This window comes from Pseudomonas sp. NFXW11 (genome assembly GCF_049887815.1).
Taxonomy (GTDB): domain Bacteria; phylum Pseudomonadota; class Gammaproteobacteria; order Pseudomonadales; family Pseudomonadaceae; genus Aquipseudomonas.
On sequence record NZ_JAGEKI010000003.1, the window covers coordinates 206,692 to 229,724 of the forward strand.

20 protein-coding genes and 1 riboswitch are annotated in these 23,033 nt (G+C 64.8%); of the genes, 6 read left to right on the plus strand and 14 right to left on the minus strand.

Annotation, left to right across the window (positions count from 1 at the left end):
* Positions 1-102: 102 nt before the first annotated feature.
* The 9 genes from J4P02_RS06710 to J4P02_RS06750 all read right to left on the minus strand — a co-directional run bounded on the left by J4P02_RS06710 (position 103) and on the right by J4P02_RS06750 (position 9,352).
* A complete protein-coding gene (locus J4P02_RS06710) occupies positions 103-816 on the minus strand; it encodes a PqiC family protein (protein WP_426188796.1) in 714 nt (237 codons plus the stop codon).
* A gap of 177 nt (positions 817-993) precedes the next feature.
* On the minus strand, positions 994-3,252 hold the full coding sequence (parC, locus tag J4P02_RS06715; protein ID WP_426188797.1) for a DNA topoisomerase IV subunit A: 2,259 nt from the start codon (positions 3,250-3,252) through the stop codon (positions 994-996).
* Positions 3,253-3,259: 7 nt separating this feature from the next.
* Positions 3,260-3,781 (minus strand): retropepsin-like aspartic protease family protein, encoded by a 522-nt coding sequence (locus J4P02_RS06720; RefSeq protein WP_426188798.1) that lies wholly within the window; start codon positions 3,779-3,781, stop codon positions 3,260-3,262.
* Complete coding sequence (locus J4P02_RS06725) at positions 3,778-4,761, minus strand: esterase-like activity of phytase family protein (RefSeq protein WP_426188799.1); 984 nt, start codon at positions 4,759-4,761, stop codon at positions 3,778-3,780. Before J4P02_RS06725 ends, J4P02_RS06720 begins: the two co-directional genes overlap by 4 nt.
* Positions 4,761-6,662: a DNA topoisomerase IV subunit B gene (gene parE, locus J4P02_RS06730; RefSeq protein ID WP_426188800.1), complete on the minus strand. Its 1,902-nt coding sequence runs from the start codon at positions 6,660-6,662 to the stop codon at positions 4,761-4,763. Before parE ends, J4P02_RS06725 begins: the two co-directional genes overlap by 1 nt.
* Before the next feature lie 41 nt (positions 6,663-6,703).
* The gene (locus tag J4P02_RS06735; protein WP_426188801.1) at positions 6,704-7,312 is read right to left on the minus strand and encodes a YqiA/YcfP family alpha/beta fold hydrolase; all 609 of its coding nucleotides are present in this window, start codon (positions 7,310-7,312) and stop codon (positions 6,704-6,706) included.
* A 67-nt stretch (positions 7,313-7,379) separates the two neighbouring features.
* Positions 7,380-8,192: a 3',5'-cyclic-AMP phosphodiesterase gene (gene cpdA, locus J4P02_RS06740; protein ID WP_426188802.1), complete on the minus strand. Its 813-nt coding sequence runs from the start codon at positions 8,190-8,192 to the stop codon at positions 7,380-7,382.
* A 99-nt stretch (positions 8,193-8,291) separates the two neighbouring features.
* The gene (locus J4P02_RS06745) at positions 8,292-8,744 is read right to left on the minus strand and encodes a DUF1249 domain-containing protein (protein WP_426188803.1); all 453 of its coding nucleotides are present in this window, start codon (positions 8,742-8,744) and stop codon (positions 8,292-8,294) included.
* Positions 8,735-9,352 (minus strand): NUDIX domain-containing protein, encoded by a 618-nt coding sequence (locus J4P02_RS06750; RefSeq protein ID WP_426188804.1) that lies wholly within the window; start codon positions 9,350-9,352, stop codon positions 8,735-8,737. The genes J4P02_RS06745 and J4P02_RS06750 overlap by 10 nt, the downstream gene beginning before the upstream one ends.
* A gap of 225 nt (positions 9,353-9,577) precedes the next feature.
* Here J4P02_RS06750 and J4P02_RS06755 point away from each other — a divergent pair, with 225 nt between their 5' ends.
* Positions 9,578-10,324 (plus strand): RsiV family protein, encoded by a 747-nt coding sequence (locus J4P02_RS06755; RefSeq protein WP_426188805.1) that lies wholly within the window; start codon positions 9,578-9,580, stop codon positions 10,322-10,324.
* Here J4P02_RS06755 and cytX read toward each other — a convergent pair.
* Both cytX and thiC read right to left on the minus strand, forming a co-directional pair.
* Positions 10,293-11,582, minus strand: a complete 1,290-nt coding sequence (gene cytX, locus J4P02_RS06760; protein ID WP_426188806.1) for a putative hydroxymethylpyrimidine transporter CytX — start codon at positions 11,580-11,582, stop codon at positions 10,293-10,295. The two genes, J4P02_RS06755 and cytX, sit on opposite strands and share 32 nt — an antisense overlap.
* A 125-nt stretch (positions 11,583-11,707) precedes the next feature.
* A complete protein-coding gene (gene thiC / locus J4P02_RS06765) occupies positions 11,708-13,597 on the minus strand; it encodes a phosphomethylpyrimidine synthase ThiC (protein WP_426188807.1) in 1,890 nt (629 codons plus the stop codon).
* A gap of 167 nt (positions 13,598-13,764) precedes the next feature.
* Positions 13,765-13,869, minus strand: a riboswitch (TPP riboswitch).
* A 196-nt stretch (positions 13,870-14,065) separates the two neighbouring features.
* On the opposite strand from thiC, the gene J4P02_RS06770 reads away from it, so the two are divergent.
* Positions 14,066-15,496, plus strand: coding sequence for a TolC family outer membrane protein (locus J4P02_RS06770; protein WP_426188808.1), 1,431 nt, complete (start codon positions 14,066-14,068; stop codon positions 15,494-15,496).
* A gap of 289 nt (positions 15,497-15,785) precedes the next feature.
* Here the strand turns inward: J4P02_RS06770 and waaA are convergent, their stop codons facing one another.
* Together waaA and J4P02_RS06780 are read right to left on the minus strand one after the other, a co-directional pair.
* A complete protein-coding gene (gene waaA, locus J4P02_RS06775) occupies positions 15,786-17,057 on the minus strand; it encodes a lipid IV(A) 3-deoxy-D-manno-octulosonic acid transferase (RefSeq protein ID WP_426188809.1) in 1,272 nt (423 codons plus the stop codon).
* A gap of 22 nt (positions 17,058-17,079) precedes the next feature.
* The gene (locus J4P02_RS06780; RefSeq protein ID WP_426189006.1) at positions 17,080-17,964 is read right to left on the minus strand and encodes a LysR family transcriptional regulator; all 885 of its coding nucleotides are present in this window, start codon (positions 17,962-17,964) and stop codon (positions 17,080-17,082) included.
* A gap of 109 nt (positions 17,965-18,073) precedes the next feature.
* Here J4P02_RS06780 and J4P02_RS06785 point away from each other — a divergent pair, with 109 nt between their 5' ends.
* From J4P02_RS06785 to J4P02_RS06800, 4 genes are all read left to right on the plus strand, one after another.
* Positions 18,074-18,406 (plus strand): DMT family transporter, encoded by a 333-nt coding sequence (locus J4P02_RS06785; RefSeq protein ID WP_426188810.1) that lies wholly within the window; start codon positions 18,074-18,076, stop codon positions 18,404-18,406.
* 118 nt (positions 18,407-18,524) lie between these two features.
* Positions 18,525-19,700 (plus strand): NAD(P)/FAD-dependent oxidoreductase, encoded by a 1,176-nt coding sequence (locus J4P02_RS06790; protein WP_426188811.1) that lies wholly within the window; start codon positions 18,525-18,527, stop codon positions 19,698-19,700.
* Positions 19,697-20,509, plus strand: coding sequence for an aldo/keto reductase (locus J4P02_RS06795; RefSeq protein WP_426188812.1), 813 nt, complete (start codon positions 19,697-19,699; stop codon positions 20,507-20,509). The genes J4P02_RS06790 and J4P02_RS06795 overlap by 4 nt, the downstream gene beginning before the upstream one ends.
* A gap of 42 nt (positions 20,510-20,551) precedes the next feature.
* On the plus strand, positions 20,552-21,523 hold the full coding sequence (locus J4P02_RS06800) for a metal ABC transporter ATPase (RefSeq protein WP_426188813.1): 972 nt from the start codon (positions 20,552-20,554) through the stop codon (positions 21,521-21,523).
* A 51-nt stretch (positions 21,524-21,574) separates the two neighbouring features.
* On the opposite strand, the gene hldE is transcribed toward J4P02_RS06800, so the two are convergent.
* A complete protein-coding gene (gene hldE / locus J4P02_RS06805; RefSeq protein ID WP_426188814.1) occupies positions 21,575-23,008 on the minus strand; it encodes a bifunctional D-glycero-beta-D-manno-heptose-7-phosphate kinase/D-glycero-beta-D-manno-heptose 1-phosphate adenylyltransferase HldE in 1,434 nt (477 codons plus the stop codon).
* Positions 23,009-23,033: the final 25 nt, after the last annotated feature.

The following is a 23,033-nucleotide window of genomic DNA, read 5'->3' on the forward strand; positions in this document are numbered from 1 at the left end:
CGTCGTAGGAGCTGGCTTGCCAGTGAAGACCATGGACCAGGCCCCACCGCAGAAACGACAAGGCCCGCCAATAGGCGGGCCTTGTCATGCAACAACTGGCGTTTAGAACCTGAACACTTCCATATCGGTACGGATCGGCACCGCCATCGGAATCTTCGGCTGCTTCTCGTGCTCTACCGGCTTGGCTGCTGGCGCAGGGGCCGGCGCCTTGCGTGGCACGTCGGCTACCGCTGGCTGGTTGGCCAGGGGCTTGAGGGCCACCGACAATTGCTCGGCCAGGCGCTGCAGCAGCACGCCCTGGGCCTGGACCTGGGAAGCCGTGCTGCCCGCGTGCTGTTCCTGTAGGTGGACGATGCGGTTGTCCCGCACCTGGCCGCGACGGTCGAGCAGGCGCCACTGGGCATCCAGCACCGCCGGCTGCGACTTGCCGGAATCCAGGCGAGTGATCGACAGCAACACCTGCACATCCGGGGTGAAGCCGCTGGTGGCCGGAGCCAGCACCACGCGCTGGCTGTCCAGATGACCGGCGACCTGACGCATCAGCAACTGGTCGATATCCGCAGACAGGCTACCAGCCCAGCGGCCATCGGTGGACGCTTGCAGGCTGCCATCGTCCTGGCGCTGCAGCAGGGTTTCACGTTGCAGGTAGTCGGCGATCAACACCGGGCCCAGCAACACCGACATGCCGGCACTGGCCGGCTGAGCTGGACTTCCGCTGTCCAGCTGATACAGCGACACCGGCTGGTGCACGCTGCAACCCGCCAGGCCAAGAACCCCAGCGAGCAAGAATACGAGTGGAAGGCGCAGAGCAGTCATCATCCCATCCAAGTGGCGGCCACCAGGCTGGCCACAGTGTAAATACGCAAAAAACTGAATAACCACCGGCCAGGCCGGCTTTTGAAAGCGCATATCATCCGTGAATATGCGCCATGACTCCAGTGTTCAAGCGCCGATCCACCGCTTAAATAGCAGATCGAACGCTCTGCCCCAGGCTTAACTGAGAGGCTCTACCAACAACGCATCCACCCGCTGGAATCCGCGAGGCAGTTTGTTGCCGCGACGCCCACGCTCACCCTTGTAGTGCTCGAGGTCGTCGGCCTTCAGCGACAGCGTGCGCTTGCCCGCCTGCAACACCAGGGTCGCGCCGTCCGGCAGCACCGCGATATCGGTGACGTACTCTTCACGGCTGGCCACTCGCTCACCGGGAATGCCGATGATCTTGTTGCCCTTGCCCTTGCCCAGTTGCGGCAGGTCGCTGATCTTGAACACCAGCAGGCGCCCTTCGGTGGTCACCGAGGCCAGCCAGTTGTGCTCGCGATCGGCCACCGGCCGCGGCGCCAGGACCTTGGCGTTGTTCGGCAGGCTCAACAGCGCCTTGCCCGCCTTGTTCTTGGCTTGCAGGTCTTCACCCTTGACCACGAAGCCGTAGCCGGCATCGGAGGCGATCACATACAGCGCGTCGTCGTCCGGCAGCAGCACGCATTCGAAGGTCGCGCCCGGCGGCGGGGTCAGGCGGCCGGTCAGTGGCTCGCCCTGGCCACGGGCCGACGGCAGGGTGTGGGCCGCCACCGAATAGCTGCGGCCGGTGGAGTCGATAAACACCGCGAACTGGTTGGAGCGCCCGGGTGCCGCGGTCTTGTAACCATCACCAGCCTTATAGGACAGGCCCGTAGCGTCGATATCATGACCCTTGGCGCAACGCACCCAGCCCTTTTCCGACAGAACGATGGTCACCGGCTCGGTCGGCATCAGCTCGTTTTCCGACAGTGCCTTGGCCTCGGCCCGGGCGACGATCGGCGAACGGCGGTCATCGCCGTAGGTTTCGGCGTCTTGCAGCAGCTCGCTGCGCACCAGTTTCTTCAGCTTCGCTTCGCTGTTGAGCAGCGCTTGCAGCTTGGCCTGTTCCTTGAGCAGTTCGTCCTGTTCGGCCCGCAGCTTCATCTCTTCCAGCCGCGCCAATTGCCGCAGGCGGGTATCGAGGATGTAGTCGGCCTGGATCTCGCTGAGGGCAAAGCGTTCGATCAGCTTGGCCCGCGGCTGGTCCTCGGTACGGATGATGTGAATCACCTCGTCGAGGTTGAGGTAGGCGATCAGCAAACCGTCCAACAGATGCAGGCGACGCTCGACCTTGTCCAGGCGGAACTGCAAGCGCCGGCGCACCGTGGCCACGCGGAACTCCAGCCATTCCACCAGCAGCGCCCGCAGGTTCTTCAACTGCGGCTTGCCGTCCAGGCCGATGATGTTGACGTTGACCCGGTAGGTCGACTCCAGCTCGGTGGTGGCGAACAGATGCTGCATCAGTTCCTCGGGATCGACCCGATTGGAACGCGGAATGATCACGATGCGGCACGGGTTCTCGTGGTCCGACTCGTCACGCAGGTCGGCCACCATCGGCAGCTTCTTGGCCTGCATCTGCGCGGCGATCTGCTCCAGCACCTTGGCCCCGGAAACTTGATGCGGCAGCGCGGTGACGATGATGTCGCCGTCCTCGACCCGATACACGGCGCGCATGCGCACCGAACCACGACCGGTCTCGTAGATTTTCAGCAGGTCGGCACGCGGGGTGATGATCTCGGCTTCGGTGGGGTAGTCCGGGCCCTGGATATGCTCGCAGAGCTGTTCCACCGTGGCCTTGGGCTCATCCAGCAGGCGCACGCAGGCCGTGGCCACTTCCCGCAGGTTGTGCGGCGGTACGTCGGTGGCCATGCCCACGGCGATGCCGGTGGTGCCGTTGAGCAGAATGTTCGGCAAGCGCGCCGGGAGCACCAGCGGCTCCTGCAGCGTGCCGTCGAAGTTCGGCCCCCAGTCCGCGGTGCCCTGGCCCAGTTCGCTGAGCAGCACCTCGGAATAGCGCGACAACCGCGCCTCGGTGTAACGCATGGCGGCGAACGACTTGGGATCGTCCGGCGCACCCCAGTTGCCCTGGCCGTCCACCAGGGTGTAGCGGTAGCTGAACGGCTGGGCCATCAGCACCATGGCTTCATAGCAGGCCGAGTCGCCGTGGGGGTGGAACTTGCCGAGCACGTCGCCCACGGTCCGCGCGGATTTCTTGTGCTTGGAATCGGCATCCAGCCCCAGCTCACTCATGGCGTAGACGATACGCCGCTGTACCGGTTTCAGGCCGTCGCCGATATGCGGCAAAGCACGGTCCATGATCACGTACATGGAGTAGTTGAGGTAGGCATTTTCGGTGAAGTCAGCCAGTGACCGGCGTTCTACGCCATCCAGGCTGAGATCAAGGGAGTCGCTCATGCGGGCCTCATTGGTTCGTGGTCTGGCGCAGCAGCATGGTGCCGCCGCGCTGAGTAAATTCAAGTTGCTTCAACGCGCTCATGCCCAGCAAAACCTGGTCGCCGTCGAGCCCCGGGGCCACCAGGGCCCTGACGTCCCGCAGGAGGATGTCCCCCAGTTGCAGGCGCTCGATGCGAGTGCGGTAACCCTCGCTGCGGCCATTGGCGGTACTCAGGCTCACCGGCAGCCCGCGCTCCAGGCCCAGGCGCTCGGCCAGCCCTGGGGGAATCGAGACTTCGGTGGCACCGGTGTCGAGCATGAATTGCACCGGCTGGCCGTTGATATGGCCACTGGCGACGAAATGCCCCTGGCCGTTGCCCACCAGTTTCACTTCGATGTAACCCTCATGTTGTTGCGAGGTGACGACAGTGTTGGGGTTCTCCTGGCGCGCCTCCCAATCGGCGAAGAACCGCGTGGCCAGGAACAGCGCCGCGGCCCAGGCCAGGATCAGCATCACCCGCCCGGCGCTCTTGCCCGGTTGCTGACTCATGGCTTGGCACTCCAGCCGCCTGCAGGCGCGGCAAAGCGCCAGACGATCGGTCGGGCCTCGCCATCGGCGCGGGCACCGTTGTTGTTGTCCACGCCGATCCAGGCGCCCTCGGCGTCCACCACCAGGGCCTCGGCCAGGCCATAGGGCTGTGGATAACGTCGATGCTCCTTCAGGGCCTCGGCGGCGAACGACCAGCACTGCTCGACCTTGGCGCTCTGCGAGTCGCGGCGGCAGATCTGGTAGGCGTTGCGTTCCAGAGTGAACAGCTTGCCGTCGAACAGCGACAGGTCGGCGAAATCCCGAGTCACCGCCTTGGCATTGGGCATCTGCGCAGGCTGCATCAGCACCCCGGCTTCGCTGAGCAGCACGCAGCCACCGTCGCAATCCCAGGTGCTCTGGCCGCGCTTGATCAATAGCAGGCCACGCCGCTCGCGCTCCGCCGCCAGCCAGATACGGTCCCCGGCCGGGTCCACCGCCAGGCCTTCGAACAAGGCGTTGAAGTGCAGCAGCATGCCACTGGCACGGGCCTCGCGAACCATGATCGGGGAGATTTTCAGCCAGTTCGGCACACCTTGCACCGGCACCTGCAGCACCGAGGCGTGAGCCTCGCTGACCAGGTACTTGTTACCGGCGGCATCGCAGGTTATGCCCTCGAAATCCAGGTCGCCACCGCGCACGAAGGACGCCGCCCAGGTGCGCGACTTCAGGCCCCAGGGCAAGCCAGTGTCCGGCACCGGGGGTACGTCGAGCTTGACGGTTTCGGCCTGCCAGACAGTGTCCCGGGTATCGAGCTTGTAGATCTGCTCGTCGTCGCGGTCGGAAACCGTCCACAACGCCTGGCCACAGAGCGCCAGCCCCGACAGGTTGCCACCGCGCATGCCCGTCACAGGATGCTCGGCAAGCAGGGTCAGCTCGGGGGCCGGCGCGGCCACCACCGAGGTTGCCAATAGCGCCAGGGCCAGGGCAATACCCCTGTGCATCAGTCCAGTACCGCCAGGTTGCCCTTGGACTCCAGCCACGACTTGCGATCGCCGGCGCGCTTCTTCGCCAGCAGCATGTCCATGACTTCCGCAGTGGCTTCGACATCGTCCAGGGTCAACTGCACCAGGCGCCGGGTGTTCGGGTCCATAGTGGTTTCACGCAACTGCGGCGGGTTCATCTCGCCCAGGCCCTTGAATCGGGTGACCTGGGGCTTGCCGCGTTTCTTCTCCGCCACCAGGCGATCGAGAATGCCGTCGCGCTCGGCATCGTCCAGGGCGTAGTAGATTTCCTTGCCGAGGTCGATGCGGTACAGCGGCGGCATGGCCACATACACGTGACCGGCATTCACCAGCGGGCGGAAATGCTGGACGAACAGGGCGCAGAGCAAGGTGGCAATGTGCAGGCCGTCGGAGTCGGCGTCGGCGAGGATGCAGATCTTGCCGTAGCGCAACTGGCTCATGTCCTCGGCGCCCGGATCGACGCCAATGGCCACGGCGATGTTGTGCACTTCCTGGCTGGCCAGGACTTCACTGCCATCCACTTCCCAGGTGTTGAGGATCTTGCCCCGCAGCGGCAGGATCGCCTGGAATTCCTTGTCCCGCGCCTGCTTGGCCGAACCGCCGGCGGAGTCGCCTTCCACCAGGAACAGCTCGGAACGCATCGGGTCCTGGCCGGCGCAGTCCGCCAGCTTGCCGGGCAATGCCGGGCCCTGGGTAATGCGCTTGCGCTCGACCTTCTTGCTGGCCTTCAAGCGGCGGCCGGCGTTGCTGATAGCCAGCTCCGCCAGTTGCATGCCCAGCTCGGGGTTGGCATTGAGCCACAGGCTGAAGGCGTCCTTGACCACCCCGGAAACGAAGGCCGCGGCCTCGCGGGACGACAAGCGCTCCTTGGTCTGGCCGGAGAACTGGGCGTCCTGCATCTTCATCGACAGCACGAAGGCAATCCGTTCCCAGACATCTTCCGGGGCCAGCTTCAGGCCCCGCGGCAGCAGGTTGCGGAACTCGCAGAACTCGCGCATGGCATCCAGCAAGCCCTGGCGCAGGCCATTGACGTGGGTGCCGCCCTGGGCAGTGGGAATCAGGTTGACGTAGCTTTCCTGGACACTGTCGCCGCCCTCGGGCAGCCACAGCAGGGCCCAGTCCACGGCTTCCTTGTTACCTGCCAAGCTGCCGCAGAACGGCTCGGCCGGCAGGCGTTCGAATTCGCTGACCGCATCCACCAGGTAGGAACGCAGGCCATCTTCGTAATGCCACTCGACCTTCTCGCCGCTGGACTTGTCCTCGAAGCTCACCAGCAGCCCCGGGCACAGCACGGCCTTGGCCTTGAGCACATGCTTGAGGCGGCTGACGGAGAACTTCGGCGAATCGAAGTATTTCGGGTCCGGGGCGAAGTACACGCTGGTGCCGGTGTTGCGCTTGCCCACAGTGCCGACCACTTCCAGCTCGGTGGCCTTGAAGCCGTCGGCGAAGGTCATCTGGTATTCGTTGCCGTCGCGCTTGACCTTCACCCGCACCTGGGTCGACAGGGCGTTGACCACCGAGATACCCACCCCGTGCAGACCACCGGAGAACTGGTAGTTCTTGTTGGAGAACTTGCCGCCGGCGTGCAGCTTGGTGAGGATCAGCTCGATCCCGGACACCCCCTCTTCCGGGTGGATATCCACGGGCATGCCGCGGCCGTCGTCACAGACTTCCAGGGAATGGTCGGCATGCAGGATGACCTGTATCGACTTGGCGTGGCCGGCCAGGGCTTCGTCGACACTGTTGTCGATGACTTCCTGGGCCAGGTGGTTGGGCCGCGTGGTGTCGGTGTACATGCCCGGGCGTTTGCGCACCGGGTCGAGTCCCGAGAGGACTTCGATGGCGTCTGCGTTATAGGAGCTAGCGCTGGGAGTGGCCATGGGTTCTCGTCGTTAGTCGTTCAATGAAAATGGGCGTGGCTTCACAGTGCGCTGAAGTCGATCGCCTGGTACTGATCGGCAGTGATGCCGGCAAAATTCAATATCGCCGGCAATTGGCCGGTAAATCCTTGGAAACTATGATCGCCGCCCGCCTGGATCCGCAAGGCGCAGGCACGGTAGTAGCGCTCGGCGCTGCGATAATCCAGCGTCTCGTCCCCGGTTTGCAACCACACCTGATAACGCTCGGGGTCCTGGGGTGGCGCAACTTCCAGCGCCTCCAGGGCCGCCACATGGTCGAGGGTCAGCTCCCAGGTTTCATCGGTGTAGAGGTTCTTCTGCGGGCCCAGATAACCGTCGAACATCCGGTGCGGGCTCACGGCAGGGTTGATCAGCAGGGCTTTCAGGCCATGGCGCTCGGCAAGGTGAGTCGCATAGTAGCCGCCGAGCGAGCTGCCGACCAGCAATGGTCGACCAAGTTCGGCAATCGCCTGTTCCAGCTGGCCAATGGCCTGGCGCGGATGGTGGTGCAGGGCCGGTACGCGCAACTGTCCAGCCAGCCCCATCTGCTCCATCACCTGCCGTAGCTGGCTGGCCTTGGTCGAGGCCGGGGCACTGTTGAAGCCGTGGATATAAAGGATGGAACCGGACATGCGAACTCCCTGCGCACCTGAATGAAGGGCGCAGTTTACAGGGAGCAATGCCGGTAACGCAGCCGCTTCAGTAGCCGTTGCTGCCGTAGTCGATGGTGAAGGCGTAGCCTTCGACCCGTTGCACGCCGGTTTCCAGCCGTCCATCGGCCAGCAGCCGCAGCCAGCGGTAGCCCGGGGCCTGCTCCTGGACCTTGAAATCATCGCTGCCGGGCTCGAACTGGATGCAGGTGGAGGGTGAGGCCAACAGTCGCACATCGCCACGCAGCCGGTCGATTTCCTGATGCACATGGCCCCAGAGCACTGCACGCACTTGAGGAAAACCGTCGATCAGGGCCAGCAACGCCTCGGCATTGCGCAGGCCGATGGGCTCCATCCAGGCGCAGTCGATGGACACCGGGTGATGGTGCAGGCAGATCAAATGATGGCGCTGCGGGGCCTCGCTCAGGGAGCGGGTCAGCAGTTGCAATTGGTCATCCTGCAGGTAGCCCGGCACCGAACCCGGTACTGCCGAATCCAGCAGGGTGATGCGCCAGTTGCCGATATCCACTACCGGCTGCAGCAGCTCGCTGTCGTCCGTGGCCTGCTGCATCACCTGCGGCTCATCGTGGTTGCCGGGCAACCAGCGACCGGGGGCCGGGATCTGCCGGGTCAGCTGGCGAAAACGCTGATAGGACTCCAGGCTGCCATCCTGGGACAGGTCGCCGGTGGCCAGCATCAGGTCAATCTGCGGCTGCTGCGCCAACACCAGCTCGATCACTCGCTGCAGGCTGTCGGCGGTGTTCATGCCCAGCAGTGCACCGTCCGCCTCGGCAAACAGATGGCTGTCGGACAGTTGCACCAGCAATACGGAGTCGTCAGTCAGTGCGGATACGCTTGGCACGGCGCTCTCCCGGAGCAAGATCACAAGGCAGTAAGAAGGCTGCAATTATGCTGGGGTATGTGACAAAGAGGAAACCTGGGAAACGGACCCAGTTCACATCTAGCGCACGGCCTCGAACTCGTGCCCGCAGGCCAGGCAATGGCTCAGCCACTCGCCCAGAAACACATTCAACTGGGCCTTCTCGTCCGGCTGGTGCATCAGGGCATTGGGGTAGGGATAGATGCCACGGAACCGCCGCGCATGCTCGGCGCTGATCACCTCCGCCATGCGCGCATCGTGATACACCTGCACTTCCAGTTGCGGCACCGGCAGCCAGGGCAGGCTGTGTTCCTGGCGCACCCGCAAGGTGGTGGTGTAGGGGCAGGCCAGCAGCACTTCTAGAGCCAGCACCCCGAGCATCTGCTCACCCTGGGTCACGGCAATGCGGCGCGCCACGGGCTGGCTGCGCATGTCGGGCAACAGGCGCATCAGCCGGGCGTAGTTGGCCTCGCAGGAAGCTTGCAGCCCCGCGAGATCCACCCGATAGCGGTCGCGTACCTGGTTTACGACCATAACCCCCTCACTTCCGCGCGATTGAGCGCCAGCCACTGCAAGGCAATGATGCTCGCCGCATCGCAGATCCGCCCGTCGCGCATGGCCTGCAATGCATCTTCATAAGCCATCACCGATACCCGGATGTCCTCAGCCTCTTCCTCGAGCCCGTGCAAGCCGCCAGCAGCGCTGCTGTCACAACGCCCCAGATACAGGTGGATGTACTCGGTACTGCCGCCCGGTGACGGGAAGTACTGGGTCATCGGCCACAATGCCGAGATATCCAGGCCGGCTTCCTCCTGCGCCTCACGGCGGGCAACTTGTTCCGGCTGCTCATCCTTGTCGATCAGGCCGGCCACCAGCTCCACCAGCCAGGGACTGGCGATCTTGCCCATGGCGCCCACCCGGAACTGCTCGATCAGCACCACTTCATCGCGCAGTGGGTCGTATGGCAGCACGCACACCGCATCACGCCGGACCACCACTTCACGATCGATTTCCCGCCCCATACCACCGGCGAACAACTCATGACGCAGATGCAGGCGATCAAGCCGGCAGAAACCCTGGAAACAGTTTTCCCGCCGAATGATCTCGACGGCGCTCGGCGTGGCGTTGGCAAATTCAGTCATAGCTATCCTCGTGTACAGCCTGTTCAACCCGAGGATCCCCCTCGACTTCGCGCCATCCTAACGCGCCCGCGGGCACCGATGCAGCCCCTTTGCCTTCAGCGGGATAGACGGCGAGGGGCGAAACCAACTCTAATTGCCTGCATTGAGCTTAGTGGCGAACCGACTGCCTCGCAGGCAGTCGAAGCCGGTAACTTTTGCCTCCCCCCTGGTTTATGAAGGACGCCCATGTCGCTTGTCAAAATCGCCTCCGTGGCCTGTATCGCCCTGACCCTGGGCGCCTGCCAGAGCCTGTTCCAGCCCAGCTACATGACGCCGCTGGCAAGCACCCCGGACAAGTCGGAACAACTCAAGCCCGGCTGCAGCGGCGCTGATTGCCCGCTGGTCAACCTCGACACCCTGCACTTTGCCGCCGAACCGCAGCTGGACGCCATCATTGAACAGCGCTTGCTGCAAATGACCCGTACCAGCCCAGACAGCCCGCTGCCCGCAAGCCTCGCGACCTATCGCGAGCAGTTCCTGCGCAGCGCGCCGGATCGCCATGGCATGTACCTGCAAGCCAAGCTACGGGAGCAGCATGACGGCCTGGTGATCATCGAGCTGGCCAGCTACCTGGACACCGGCGCCGCCAATGGCACCCCGGGCCGTGGCTTTATCAACTACTCGCGCCAGCAGCAGCGGGCCCTGAGCCTGGCGGACATGCTGCTGCCCGGCCAGGAGGAGAACTTCTGGAAAGCCGCACGAGTGGCTCACAACAACTGGCTGATCAGCACCCACCTGGATCGCGAAGCCGAATTCGTCAAGGCCTGGCCGTTCCAGAAAACCGCCCATATTGCCCTGACCAAGAACGCGCTGACCCTCAAGTACAACCTCAGCAGCATCGCGCCAGCGGCCCTGGGCCACGTCGAATTGCAGATCCCCTACGACCGCCTCAAGGGTGTGCTCAAGCCCGAGCTGTTTCCTGGCGGTAACTGAAGGCCCGGCCCAACAGCCACTGCAGCAGCCCTGCCAGCACCAGCGCCGGCAGGGTTGCGCCGACATCCGGGTACAGGTTGGCCAACAGGTGATAGGTGCTCACCCCACCCAGCCAGGCCAGCAGCGCCGGCCAGCGCAAGGCTGACGGCGATTCCAGCCCGCCACGGCGCCGCAGAATGAAGTGATCCACCAGCACCACGCCGAACAGCGGTGCGAACACTGAACCGATCAACAGCAGGAAATTCTGGTACTGGGCCAAGGGCGCCAGGCAGGCAATCAGGGTGCAGAGCAGGCCGATGGCCAGGGCCAGGTGCTCGACCTTCAGGCGCAGCAGAATGCCACTGGAAACCGCCGCCGAGTGGATATCGGCAAAGGCGTTTTCCGACTCGTCCAGCAGAATCAGCAACAGCGGAATCCCCAGCCCGGCCCCCGCCAGCGCCAGCAGCAGCGCGTTCACTTCACCACTGGGGGCGAACGCCAGGGTATAGGCCACGCCCAGGCTCATCAGCCAGAGGTTGCCGATAAAGAAGCCCAGCGCCGTGCCGCCGAACACGCTCTTGGCGCGCTTGCCGAAACGTGAGTAGTCGGCGATCAGCGGCAACCAGGACAGCGGCATGGCAATGGCGATATCGAAGCCCACGGCAAAGGGCATCGAACCATCCCCGGCCTGGGCCCAGAGCGCCGCCAGATCGGCCCGGGCGAAGAGGTTCCAGGTCAGCCACAGGCAGGCCGCCAGCAATAGCCAGATCCCCCACTTGCGCAGAATCTGCCGGACAAAGGTCAAGGGCCCGCTGACCGCCAGCAAGGTGGCCAGGGCACCAAAGAACAGGGTCCAGAGCAACGGACTGGCCCACAGGCTGCCCTCGCTGAACGCCCGACTGCCCAGGAGGCTTGCGGCATCGCGCATGACGATGATCTCGAACGCCCCCCAACCCACCAGTTGCAGCAGGTTGAGCAGCGCCGGCAGGCTGGCGCCGCGCCGGCCCAGGCTGAGCTTGAGAGCGGCCATGGACGACAGCCCGGTATCGCTGCCGATCACCCCCACCGCGGCCAGCAGCAGCACGCCCACGGCCGTGCCGCAAACGATCGCCAGCACCCCATGGGCCAACCCCAGGCCTGGCGCCAGCAAGGCGCCGGCCTGCAGCACCATTAGGCCGATGCCCAGGGAGAACCACAGGGAAAACAGATCGCGGGCGCCGAATACGCGCTTGTCGCTCGGCACCGGCAGATCAGGGGAATAGGTACTTGGACGGCTCAAGGTGGTTATCTCGAAGGAAATGGGAACAGCAGCAAGCGGCAAGCCTCGAGCCGCAAGCGACAAGAACAGCCGGTTACAACCGGCTTTGAACCTGCAGCTTGCCGCTCGAAGCTTGCCGCTGCTCCTCAGACTTTCTTGTACAGCTGGCTACCTTCCTGCTTGAAGCGCTCAGCCTGTTCCGCCAGTCCCTTGGCGACGTCCACATCCACCGCGTCGATGCGCTGGTTGGCCGCGTATTCACGCACTTCCTGGGTGATCTTCATCGAGCAGAACTTCGGCCCGCACATGGAGCAGAAATGCGCCACCTTGGCCGAATCCTTGGGCAGGGTTTCGTCGTGGTAGGAGCGCGCGGTATCCGGGTCCAGGCCCAGGTTGAACTGGTCTTCCCAGCGGAATTCGAAACGCGCCTTGGACAGGGCGTTGTCGCGAATCTGCGCACCGGGGTGCCCCTTGGCCAGGTCGGCGGCGTGGGCGGCGATCTTGTAGGTGATGATCCCGGTCTTCACGTCATCCTTGTTCGGCAGGCCCAGGTGCTCCTTGGGCGTGACGTAGCAGAGCATGGCGCACCCGAACCAGCCGATCATCGCCGCACCAATGCCGGAGGTGATGTGGTCGTAGCCCGGGGCGATGTCGGTGGTCAGCGGGCCGAGGGTGTAGAACGGCGCCTCGTCGCAGCACTCCAGCTGCTTGTCCATGTTCTCCTTGATCAACTGCATCGGCACGTGGCCCGGGCCTTCGATCATGCACTGCACATCATGCTTCCAGGCGATCTTGGTCAGCTCGCCGAGGGTTTCCAGCTCGCCGAACTGGGCCTCGTCGTTGGCGTCGGCAATCGACCCCGGACGCAAGCCATCGCCCAGGGAGAAGCTGACGTCGTAGGCCTTCATGATTTCGCAGATTTCATCGAAGTGGGTGTAGAGGAAGTTCTCCTTGTGGTGCGCCAGGCACCACTTGGCCATGATCGAGCCGCCCCGGGAGACGATGCCGGTGACCCGCTTGGCGGTCAGCGGTACATAGCGCAGCAGCACCCCGGCGTGGATGGTGAAGTAGTCCACGCCCTGCTCGGCCTGCTCGATCAGGGTGTCGCGGAACAGCTCCCAGGTCAGGTCCTCGGCCACCCCATTGACCTTCTCCAGCGCCTGGTAGATCGGTACGGTGCCGATCGGTACCGGCGAGTTGCGGATGATCCACTCGCGGGTCTCGTGGATGTGCTTGCCGGTGGACAGGTCCATCACCGTGTCCGAACCCCAGCGGATGCCCCAGGTCAGCTTGGCCACTTCTTCCTCGATGGAGGAACCCAGGGCGCTGTTGCCGATGTTGCCGTTGATCTTCACCAGGAAGTTGCGGCCGATGATCATCGGCTCCAGCTCCACGTGGTTGATGTTGGCCGGAATGATCGCGCGGCCGCGGGCGATTTCCTCGCGCACGAACTCCGGGGTGATTTCCTTGGGGATGCTGGCGCCGAAGCTGTGGCCAGCGTGCTGCTGCTTCAGCAGGCCGGCGGCGCGGGCCTCTTGCAGCTTCATGTTTTCGCGGATGGCGACGTATTCCATCTCGGCGGTGATGATGCCCTGGCGCGCGTAGTGCATCTGGCTGACGTTGGCCCCGGCCTTGGCCCGGCGCGGGTTGTTGACGTGGGCGAAGCGCAGCTTGGTCAGCTCCGGGTCGGCCAGGCGCTGCTGGCCGAAATTGGAGCTCAGGCCCGCCAGGCGCTCGGTGTCGCCCCGGTCTTCGATCCAGGCCGAGCGCACATCGCCCAGGCCCTTGCGCACATCGATCACCACGTTCGGATCGGTGTAGGGGCCGGAGGTGTCGTACACGGTGACCGGGGCGTTGATCTCGCCGCCGAAGTCGGTGGGGGTCACATCCAGGGTGATTTCGCGCATGGGCACGCGGATGTCAGGGCGGGAACCCTGGACATAGACTTTTTGCGAGCGGGTAAAGGGCTGCACCGATTGTTGGTCGACTTGGGCCGACTCACTGAGGTTGCTAGCGTTTTTTAATGTTGTAGTCATCACGGGCTCTCCAGACAGCATCCAGGCAGTGGATTGGTTGTCGGAGCGAACCTGTAACGGACGGACGCACCCTGACTAGGCAACTAGTGAGTGCAGTGCTTGGAACTCGGGGCGAGGTGTTCGATTGTCGAACAAGATCCCGGACTAAGCACAAGAGGACTCGCCGGGTGACGAGAAATCTTGTTCCCTACGCAGGCGCTAACCTGATCAGGTTCAACGGGATCCGGATTATCCGATCTCAGCCTCATAGCAAGGCACCCCGACAAGAACCGGGCCAGTCTAGACAAAGCCACGGCAGAACGCCAATACCCATGCAATCAGCTTGATGAATGGCGCAAACAACGGATTGTTGCGATCCGCCAGCACCTCTACACTGCCTGACCTGTGTCTAATCTTGACGCTCTGGGGGCCGCGCCTTAGCCTTGGCGCCTGGATTATCTACGTAATATCAACTCTAGGGATCGCCGAATGCTGCGCAAACTCTCACTGGCTGTTGCCGTGTCTTGTGCGTCCAATGGATTGGCATGGGCAGCCGAAGCGCCTCTGTCCAACCGCACCGACCTGGTCAGCGTCTACCAGGAAGCCGTGGACAACAACGCCGACCTGGCCGCCGCCCGCGCCCAGTACGGCGCCCAGAAGGAAGTGGTGCCCCAGGCCCGCGCCGGCCTGCTGCCCAACCTCTCGGCGGGAGCGGACGTGAACAACACCCGCACCCATTTCGATGAGCCTTCGGGCACCTCCACCCGCAGTGGCAACGTCTACCAGGCCACCCTCGCCCAGCCGCTGTTCCGCGCCGACCGCTGGTTCCAGCTGCAAGCCGCCAAGGACATCGACGAGCAGGCCTCGCTGCAACTCTCCGCCACCGAGCAGAACCTGATCCTGCAAAGTGCCGAGAACTACTTCGCAGTGCTGCGCGCCCAGGACAACCTGGCCTCGACCAAGGCCGAGGAAGCCGCCTTCAAGCGCCAGCTGGACCAGTCCAACGAGCGCTTCGACGTGGGCCTGTCGGACAAGACCGACGTATTGCAATCCCAGGCCAGCTACGACACCGCCCGGGCCAACCGCATCGTCGCCCAGCGCCAAGTGGATGACGCCTTCGAAGCGCTGATCACCCTGACCAACCGCGACTACAACTCGATCCAGGGCATAGTCCATACCCTGCCCGTGCTGGCGCCAACGCCCAACGACGCCAAGGCCTGGGTCGAGACCGCCGCCAAGCAGAACCTCAACCTGCTGGCCAGCAACTACGCAGTCAGCGCCGCCGAGGAAACCCTCAAGCAGCGCAAGGCCGGGCACGCCCCCACCCTGGACGCCGTGGCGCAGTACAAGAAAGGCGACAACGACGCCCTGGGCTTCAGCAACCCCAACCCGCTGACCCGCTATGGCAGTGATGTGGAGCAGCGCTCCATCGGCCTGCAGTTGAACATCCCGATCTACAGCGGCGGCCTGACCAGTTCCCAGGTTCGCGAGTCCTACTCGCGCCTGAGCCAGACCGAGCAGCAGCGTGAATCCCTGCGCCGCCAGGTGGTGGAAAACACCCGCAACCTGCACCGCGCGGTGAACACTGATGTCGAGCAGGTGCAGGCCCGGCGCCAGTCGATCATCTCCAACCAGAGCGCCGTGGAAGCCACGGAAATCGGCTACCAGGTGGGCACGCGCAATATCGTCGACGTGCTCGACGCCCAGCGCCAGCTGTACAGCTCGGTGCGCAACTACAACAACAGCCGCTACGACTACATCCTCGACAACCTGCGCCTGAAGCAGGCGGCCGGCACCCTCAACCCGGGGGACTTGCAGGACCTGACGCGCTACCTCAAGGCTGATTACAACCCGGATCGCGACTTCCTCCCGCCAGACCTGGCCAAGGCCGCCGCCGAGCAGCTCAAAGCCCGCCCCTGAAAAGCAGCACAAAGGAAAAGGCCACCGGCGAACGTTAATGCCCGTCAGTTAAGGGCAAGCACTGTAGTTGTGGCGAGTGAGCTTGCTCCCGCAGGACTGCGTAGCCGTCCCTTTCTTGGGGGCGCTTCGCGCCCCAGCGGGAGCAAGCTCCCTCGCCACAGGTCATTTTTGCTCGCTCTAGCGCTTAACTGAGTCCTGACGCTCACGACTTGAGCTGATGAACCGCAGCTCACTACTTGGCGCTCCTGGCCGCATCTTGCCGCTCGTTACTTGCCGCTTGTAGCTGCCGCTACATCAGCCGGCCAAGGCCATCCAGCAGCCGCTGCAGGGCCCCCTGGTTGGCCTTGAGCACCTTGAGCCCGGCGTCGGCCATCTTGCGTGCATCCTGGGGCAACTCGAACAGGCGCTGTACCGCCACCGCCAGCCCCTGGGCGTCGTCCACTTCCTGCAAGGCACCGGCCTCGCGCAGCAGCGCCGCGATTTCCAGGAAATTGAACAGGTGCGGCCCGCTGATCACCGGCTTGGCCAGGGCCGCCGGCTCCAGCAGATTGTGCCCGCCATTGGCCACCAGGCTGCCGCCGACGAACGCACTGTCGGCCAGGGCGTAGAGGAACAGCAGCTCGCCCATGGTGTCCCCCAACAGCACCGAGGTGCCGGGGGTCACCGGCTCGCCGCTGGAACGGCGAAGGGTCGCCAGGCCCTGTTGCCGGCACAGCTCGTACACCGAATCGAAGCGCTCCGGATGCCGCGGCACCAGGATCAGCAAGGCATTGGGGTAACTGGCCAGTAACTGCCGATGGGCATCGAGCACCACCGCGTCTTCGCCCTCATGGGTGCTGGCGGCGATCCATACCGGACGCTCCATGGCCTGCCACTGCTCACGCAGTTCACCGGCACGCCGCAGCAGTTGCTCATCGATTTTCAGGTCGAACTTGATCGAGCCGGTCACCTCTACCGTCTCGGGGCGTGCGCCCAACTGGCGAAAGCGCTCGGCCTCGGCCTCGGTCTGCACCGCGAACAGGCTCATCTGCGCCAGCATCGGCGCGGTCAGGCCGGCAAAGCGGGCATAACCCTTGGCCGAACGGGCGGACAGCCGGGCATTGGCCAGGGCCACCGGAATCCCCCGGCGCGCGCACTGGTCGATATGGTTGGGCCAGAGCTCGGTTTCCATGATCACCGCCAGCTTGGGCTGCACTCGGTCGAGAAAGCGCGCGGCGGCCCAAGGCAGGTCGTATGGCAGGTAGCAGTGCTGCACCCGCGGCTCATTGGCGAACAGCGCCTGGATCCGCTCGGAGCCGGTGGGCGTCATGCAGGTGACGGTGATCGGCAGCTGTGGATAACGCGCCAGCAAGCCACGGATCATCGGCGCCGCAGCGATGCTCTCGCCCACCGACACCGCATGCACCCAGATGCCGCCAGGCTGCATCGCCGGCAAGCCGATGGCAAAGCGCTCGCCAATGCGCTTGGCATAGGCCGGCGCCTTGCGCGAGCGCAACCACAGGCGGATCGCTACCAGTGGCAGCCCCAGGTAAAACAGTGCGGTGTACAGAGTTCTATTCATGGCGGCGGAGTTTATCGGTTTTTTAGCCGATCGCCTTCAGATGAACGGCAAAACGTTCCGCCAGCCAGCGTGCCGCCGGCCCCAGGGGTTCGTCGCGGCGCCAGGCCAGTTCCACCACCAGCGCCGGCGGGGTCCATTCACTGGTCAGCTCCACCATCTGATGCTGATAGGCCGGGTACTGCACCACGTGCCGCGGCAGCCAGGCCCAGCCCAGGCCACGCATCAGCCACTCGGCCATGACGTAGAAACTGTCGGCCCGCCAGACCTGGGGGCTGACCTGCTCGCCGCCGGGGTAGCCGCTCTGCTGCGGCGCAATCAGCAACTGCCGGTGCCGGGCCAGGAGCTGGCGATTGACCCGCCGCTCATGGGCCAACGGGTGCCCCACCGCGCACACGGTGACCATCTCGACACTGCCCAGGGCCTGGCGCTCCAGGGTTTCGGGCATGTGCTCATGGTGAAACAGCAGCCCCAGGTCAGCCCGGCGCTCCAGCAGCTTGCGCGCCACATCGCCCTGGGCACCGCTGGCCAGCTGTACCTCCAGGCTGGGGAAACGCTCAGCCAGGGCCTCCAGGCTGTCGAGCACCGGCTGGTAGGGCATGGCCTCATCCTGGGCCAGGCGCAAGCGCGCTTCCTGGCCGCGCATCAGGGCCAGCGCCCGGCCATTCAGGCGATCGCACTGGCGCAGGATCTCCCGGGCCTCCTGCAACAAAGCCGTGCCGGCTTCAGTGAGCTTGGGCTGGCGACCGCTGCTGCGCTCGAACAGGCTCACCCCCAGGTCTTCCTCAAGCAAGGCAATGGCGCTGCTGATGGCCGACTGGGCCTTGCGCTGCTGGCGCGCCACCGCAGAAAACGAGCGCAACTCGGCCACGCTGACGAACAGCCGCAACTGCTCCAGGTTCCATTGCATGTTCATGGGTCAACCTATCTTCAATTCAGATAGGTAATGACTTTACCCCATCTGCCCAGTCTCTAGAATGCCCCCTCAGAAAGCAGCCCCCGATACGAGGAACCCTCCCATGAACGCTTACTACTACCTGGCTATCGCCATCTGCGCGGAAGTGATCGCCACTGTTTCAATGAAAGCGGTCAAGGGCCTGAGTACCCCGCTGCCCCTGGCGTTGATCATCGTCGGCTACGGCGTGGCCTTCTGGATGCTGACCCTGGTGGTGCGCACCGTTCCGGTGGGCGTGGCCTACGCGGTATGGGCCGGTTTGGGCATCGTCATGGTCAGCGTCGCCGCGCTGATCCTCTACGGTCAGAAACTGGACATTCCGGCCATGCTCGGCATGGCGCTGATCGTCCTCGGCGTGGTGGTGATCCAGCTGTTCTCGAAAACCGCCGGCCATTGAACAGCAGCGGCAAGCCTCAAGCGGGTAGCGACAAGAGGACGCGATAACCGCTTGTTGCTTGCAGCTTGGGGCTCGAAGCTTGAAACTTGCGGCTTCGTTTGTTTTCCGAGGTCGCTGCATGCCTTCCGCTATTTCCACCGATGTGCTGATTGTCGGCGCAGGCGTCGCCGGTCTCTGGCTCAATGCCCGCCTGCGCCGCCAGGGCTTTTCCACTGTGCTGGTCGAAAGCGCCAGCCTGGGCGGCGGACAAAGCGTGAAATCCCAGGGCATCATCCACGGCGGTGCCAAGTACGCCCTGCACGGCGCCCTCACCGGCGCCTCGGAAGCCATCGCCGACATGCCCCGGCGCTGGCGCGAAGCCTTGGCCGGCAATGGCGAGCTGGACCTGTCCGGCGTGCGCCTGTTGTCCGATGCCCACTACCTCTGGTCTCCCGGCACCCTGGCCGGCAACCTCACCAGCTTCTTCGCCAGCAAGGCGGTGCGCGGCCGGGTCGACCAGGTCAAGGGCGAGCAATTGCCTCCGGCCCTGCAAGACAAGCGCTTCAAGGGCAAGGTCTATCGCCTGGCCGAACTGGTGGTGGATGTACCCAGCGTGATCGAACGCCTGGCGCAATTGGCCGGCGACGGGCTGCTGGCTGCACAGCAGATCGAACCCCTGATGGAAGACGGGCAACTCTGCGGGTTGCGGGTCGATGGGCGGGAGATCCGCGCCCAGCGCGTCGTCCTCAGCGCCGGCGCCGGCAATGCCGCGCTACTGCAGGCCCTGGGCCTGAGCCAGCCGGCCATGCAACTGCGCCCGCTGCACATGGTGCTGGTCAAGGGCCCGAGCCTGAAACCGCTGTATGCCCACTGCCTGGGCGGCGGGCCCAAGCCGCGGGTCACCGTCACCACCCACCCCGCAGCCAATGGCCAGTGGGTCTGGTACCTGGGGGGCGATATCGCCGAAGGCGACGCGGTGAACCGGGAGCCGGCAGCGCAGATCGCCGCCGCCCAGAAAGAACTGGCACAACTGCTGCCCTGGATCGACCTGAGCCAGGCGCAATGGGCCACCTTGCGTGTCGACCGCGCCGAGCCGGCACAATCGGGCCTGACCCGTCCGGACAACGCCTTCCTCGCCGAGCAGGAGCGCCTGCTGGTGGGCTGGCCAACCAAACTGGCCCTGGCCCCGGACTTCGCCGACCGGGTACTGACCGCCCTGGAACGCGATGGCATTCGCCCCGGCAGCCATGACCCCCTGCCCGCCCTGCCGCGGCCGCCCGTCGCGCAACCGGCCTGGGAGCAACTGCTGCCATGAGCCAGCCAACCCTGCACCACCTGCACCGTCCGTTCGGCAGCACCGGCCTGATGGTGTCGCCCCTGGGCCTGGGCACGGTGAAACTGGGCCGCGACCAGGGGGTGAAATACCCCAGCGGCTTCCAGATCCCCGACGACCAGGACGCACGCCAGCTGCTCAAGCTGACCCGCGACCTGGGCATCAACCTGATCGACACCGCGCCGGCCTACGGTCGCAGCGAAGAACGCCTGGGCCCGCTGCTGCGGGGCCAACGCCAGGAATGGGTGATCGTCAGCAAGGTCGGCGAGGAATTCGCCGACGGCATCTCCCGCCACGATTTCAGCGCCGCCCATACCCGATTCTCGGTGGAGCGCAGCCTGCAGCGCCTGGAAACCGACTTCATCGACCTGGTGCTGGTGCATTCCGACGGCAACGACCTGGCGATCCTCGAGCACAGCGAGGTCTATCAGGCCCTGGCGCAGCTCAAGCAGGAGGGCAAGATTCGCGGTTTCGGCTTCTCCGGCAAGACCGTCGACGGCGGCTTGAAGGCCCTGGAGCAAGGCGATTGCGCCATGGTTACCTACAATCTGAACGAACAGGCGGAGCGGGCGGTCATTGACTATGCTGCCGCCCAGCACAAGGGCATCCTGGTGAAAAAGGCCCTGGCCAGTGGTCATGCCTGCCTCAGCCCGGGGGTGGATCCGGTGCGGGCCAGCTTCGAATTGCTGTTTGACCGGCCCGGCGTCGCCAGTGCTATTGTCGGGACCATCAATCCACTGCACCTGGCCCACAATGTGACAACCCTGGCCCAGGTCCTGGGCCAGAACTGAAGCCGCCGACGCGGCCGCCCACCGACGCAGGAAGGAGTCGAGATGTCGCGACCGCTGATCCGCAAGAATCCCAGCAACTTCAAGACCCTGCCCCTGTTCGTCGAAGCGACTCCCGACGCCCTGTGCTACCAGAGCGTCGGCATGCCGCTGAACTTCGCCCAGACCCTGCAACGCCGCCGCGCGGTGACGGTGCCCGACAACCAGCGCTTCGCCCTGGAACTGGCCAACCTCGGGGTCTCGGTGCGCCTGACCCTGCACTGGCAGAATCGCGACTACTGGGTGCTGGTGCGCCAGCGCCGCCAGGATCGCGGCGACGTGGTGCTCAAGCTGATCTCAGGTTACGTACCGGCCCATGAGCTGAACCTGCCGCTGCACACCGCGATCCAGGAAATCGCCGAGGAATGCCTGCTGGAAACCCCGGAAGGCTGGCTCGGCGGACGCTTCAACGACACCTGGCTGCCCGCCCCCTATTCCGGCGCCCTGCACTACCGCGAGGCCCTGCCCTTTCGCCTGACCCCGCAATCCGGCGCGGCACGCCCGGTGCGCTGCGCCAACCTGCAACTGCTGGAGCGGCCCCAGGCCTATGTGCACCTGCCCACCGCCTCGCTGCAACTGATCTACGACCTGCGCCTGGAAGTGCCCAAGGAAGCCAAGTCCCTGAGCCTGTTCCACGTCGACGAGCGCCTGGAAGGCGACCAGCTGGTGGCCCGCCTGGACCGCAAGCGCCCGGACCTGTACCTGATGCCCCTGGAAAACGGCCAGCCCCGCGCAGAGCTCTACACCCTGAAAAAGGATCAACTGCACCCGGCCAGCACCCGCGGCCTGCACCTGGCGGAAAGCTTCGCCCAGCAGGACGGCTGGGTGGTGCGCGAGGAACGGATTCGCTGGAAGGACTGGCTCCGGCAACGCGGCCTGAGCGAGCCGGAGGCGGATTCCAAGCTGCTGCGCCTGACCGGCAAGGCCCGGCAGATCCTGCGCAAGATGGTCCCGGCCAAGGCCCGGCGCCAGGGCTGAAGGCAAAAAAAACGGCGCCTGATCAGGCGCCGTCTGGTTCAGCCGCGGGGGTCACTCGGCCTTGTCGGTCTTGCGGATCTTCTCGACGATCGCCGTGGTCGAGCTGTTCTCCACCAGCCCCAGCACCTTCACGGTGCCTCCGTAGGCGCTGACGATATCCGCACCCACCACCTGGTCGATGGAGTAGTCGCCACCCTTGACCAGTACGTCCGGTCGAACCTGGGACAGCAGGTTTTCCGGCGTGCCCTCGGGGAAGCTGATCACCCAGTCCACCGCACCCAGCCCCGCCAGCACCGCCATGCGCCGGTCGACACTGTTGATCGGCCGGCCCGGGCCCTTGAGCCGGCTGACCGAGGCATCATCGTTGATCGCCACGATCAGCCGATCACCCTGGGCCCGCGCCTGCTCGAGGTAGGTCACATGCCCGGCGTGGAGGATGTCGAAGCAGCCATTGGTGAAGACAATCTTCTCGTTGTGCGCCCGGGCATCGTCGATGGCCAGCAACAGCTGTTCGAGGCTCAGCACCCCGCGCTCGGAACCTTCCTCGCGCTGGATCGCCCGGCGCAGTTCCGGCGCACTGATGGCCGCTGTACCCAGCTTGCCCACCACAATGCCCGCAGCCAGATTGGCCAGGCCCACGGCGTGAGGCAGTTCCTCACCAGCGGCAATCGCCGCCGCCAAGGTGGAAATCACCGTATCGCCGGCACCGGTGACATCGAACACTTCCCGAGCCCGGGCCGGCAGGTGCAGGGGCGGGTGCTCGGGGCGCAACAGGGTCATGCCGTGCTCGCCACGGGTCACCAGCAGCGCGCCCAGCTCCAGGTCGTGCATCAGCTTGGCGCCCTTGCTCACCAGTTCGTGCTCGTCGGCGCAGCCGCCAACGATGGTTTCGAACTCGCTGAGGTTCGGGGTGATCAGGCTGGCGCCACGGTAGATGGAGAAATCCTTGCCCTTGGGGTCGGCCAGCACCGGAATGCCCCGGGCCCGCGCAGCAGCGATCAGCACCTGGTGATTGCGCAGCGCGCCTTTGCCGTAGTCGGAGAGCACCAGCACCTTGATCCCGTCGAGCAGGGTGTCGACTTCGGCCGCCAGGGCCAGGGCGTTGGTGGCGAAGGGTTCTTCGAAATCGATGCGCAACAGTTGCTGGTGACGGCTCATGACCCGCAACTTGACGATGGTCGGCTGGTGCTTGATGCGCTGGAACAGGGCACGCACGCCTGCGCCTTGCAGGCTGTTGGCCAGGCTGTCGGCGGCCTCGTCGTCGCCGGTCACCCCCACCAGGGACGCCGGAGCGCCCAGGGCTGCGATGTTCAGGGCAACGTTGGCGGCACCGCCCGGGCGGTCCTCGATCTGCTCGACCTTGACCACCGGCACCGGCGCCTCAGGGGAAATCCGTGAGGTACCACCATGCCAGTAACGGTCGAGCATGACATCGCCGACCACCAAGACAGGGGCTTGATCGAATCGCGGCATGGACAACTTCATGGAGCATCCCACATACAAAATGAAC

What these genes read in the sequence shown, in the direction of transcription:
- J4P02_RS06710 (WP_426188796.1), bottom strand. Translation starts at nt 816, where the DNA reads ATGACTGCTCTGCGCCTTCCACTCGTATTCTTGCTCGCTGGGGTTCTT.
- parC (WP_426188797.1), bottom strand. Translation starts at nt 3,252, where the DNA reads ATGAGCGACTCCCTTGATCTCAGCCTGGATGGCGTAGAACGCCGGTCA.
- J4P02_RS06720 (WP_426188798.1), bottom strand. Translation starts at nt 3,781, where the DNA reads ATGAGTCAGCAACCGGGCAAGAGCGCCGGGCGGGTGATGCTGATCCTG.
- J4P02_RS06725 (WP_426188799.1), bottom strand. Translation starts at nt 4,761, where the DNA reads ATGCACAGGGGTATTGCCCTGGCCCTGGCGCTATTGGCAACCTCGGTG.
- parE (WP_426188800.1), bottom strand. Translation starts at nt 6,662, where the DNA reads ATGGCCACTCCCAGCGCTAGCTCCTATAACGCAGACGCCATCGAAGTC.
- J4P02_RS06735 (WP_426188801.1), bottom strand. Translation starts at nt 7,312, where the DNA reads ATGTCCGGTTCCATCCTTTATATCCACGGCTTCAACAGTGCCCCGGCC.
- J4P02_RS06745 (WP_426188803.1), bottom strand. Translation starts at nt 8,744, where the DNA reads ATGGTCGTAAACCAGGTACGCGACCGCTATCGGGTGGATCTCGCGGGG.
- J4P02_RS06750 (WP_426188804.1), bottom strand. Translation starts at nt 9,352, where the DNA reads ATGACTGAATTTGCCAACGCCACGCCGAGCGCCGTCGAGATCATTCGG.
- J4P02_RS06755 (WP_426188805.1), top strand. Translation starts at nt 9,578, where the DNA reads ATGTCGCTTGTCAAAATCGCCTCCGTGGCCTGTATCGCCCTGACCCTG.
- thiC (WP_426188807.1), bottom strand. Translation starts at nt 13,597, where the DNA reads ATGACTACAACATTAAAAAACGCTAGCAACCTCAGTGAGTCGGCCCAA.
- J4P02_RS06770 (WP_426188808.1), top strand. Translation starts at nt 14,066, where the DNA reads ATGCTGCGCAAACTCTCACTGGCTGTTGCCGTGTCTTGTGCGTCCAAT.
- waaA (WP_426188809.1), bottom strand. Translation starts at nt 17,057, where the DNA reads ATGAATAGAACTCTGTACACCGCACTGTTTTACCTGGGGCTGCCACTG.
- J4P02_RS06780 (WP_426189006.1), bottom strand. Translation starts at nt 17,964, where the DNA reads ATGCAATGGAACCTGGAGCAGTTGCGGCTGTTCGTCAGCGTGGCCGAG.
- J4P02_RS06785 (WP_426188810.1), top strand. Translation starts at nt 18,074, where the DNA reads ATGAACGCTTACTACTACCTGGCTATCGCCATCTGCGCGGAAGTGATC.
- J4P02_RS06790 (WP_426188811.1), top strand. Translation starts at nt 18,525, where the DNA reads ATGCCTTCCGCTATTTCCACCGATGTGCTGATTGTCGGCGCAGGCGTC.
- J4P02_RS06795 (WP_426188812.1), top strand. Translation starts at nt 19,697, where the DNA reads ATGAGCCAGCCAACCCTGCACCACCTGCACCGTCCGTTCGGCAGCACC.
- J4P02_RS06800 (WP_426188813.1), top strand. Translation starts at nt 20,552, where the DNA reads ATGTCGCGACCGCTGATCCGCAAGAATCCCAGCAACTTCAAGACCCTG.
- hldE (WP_426188814.1), bottom strand. Translation starts at nt 23,008, where the DNA reads ATGAAGTTGTCCATGCCGCGATTCGATCAAGCCCCTGTCTTGGTGGTC.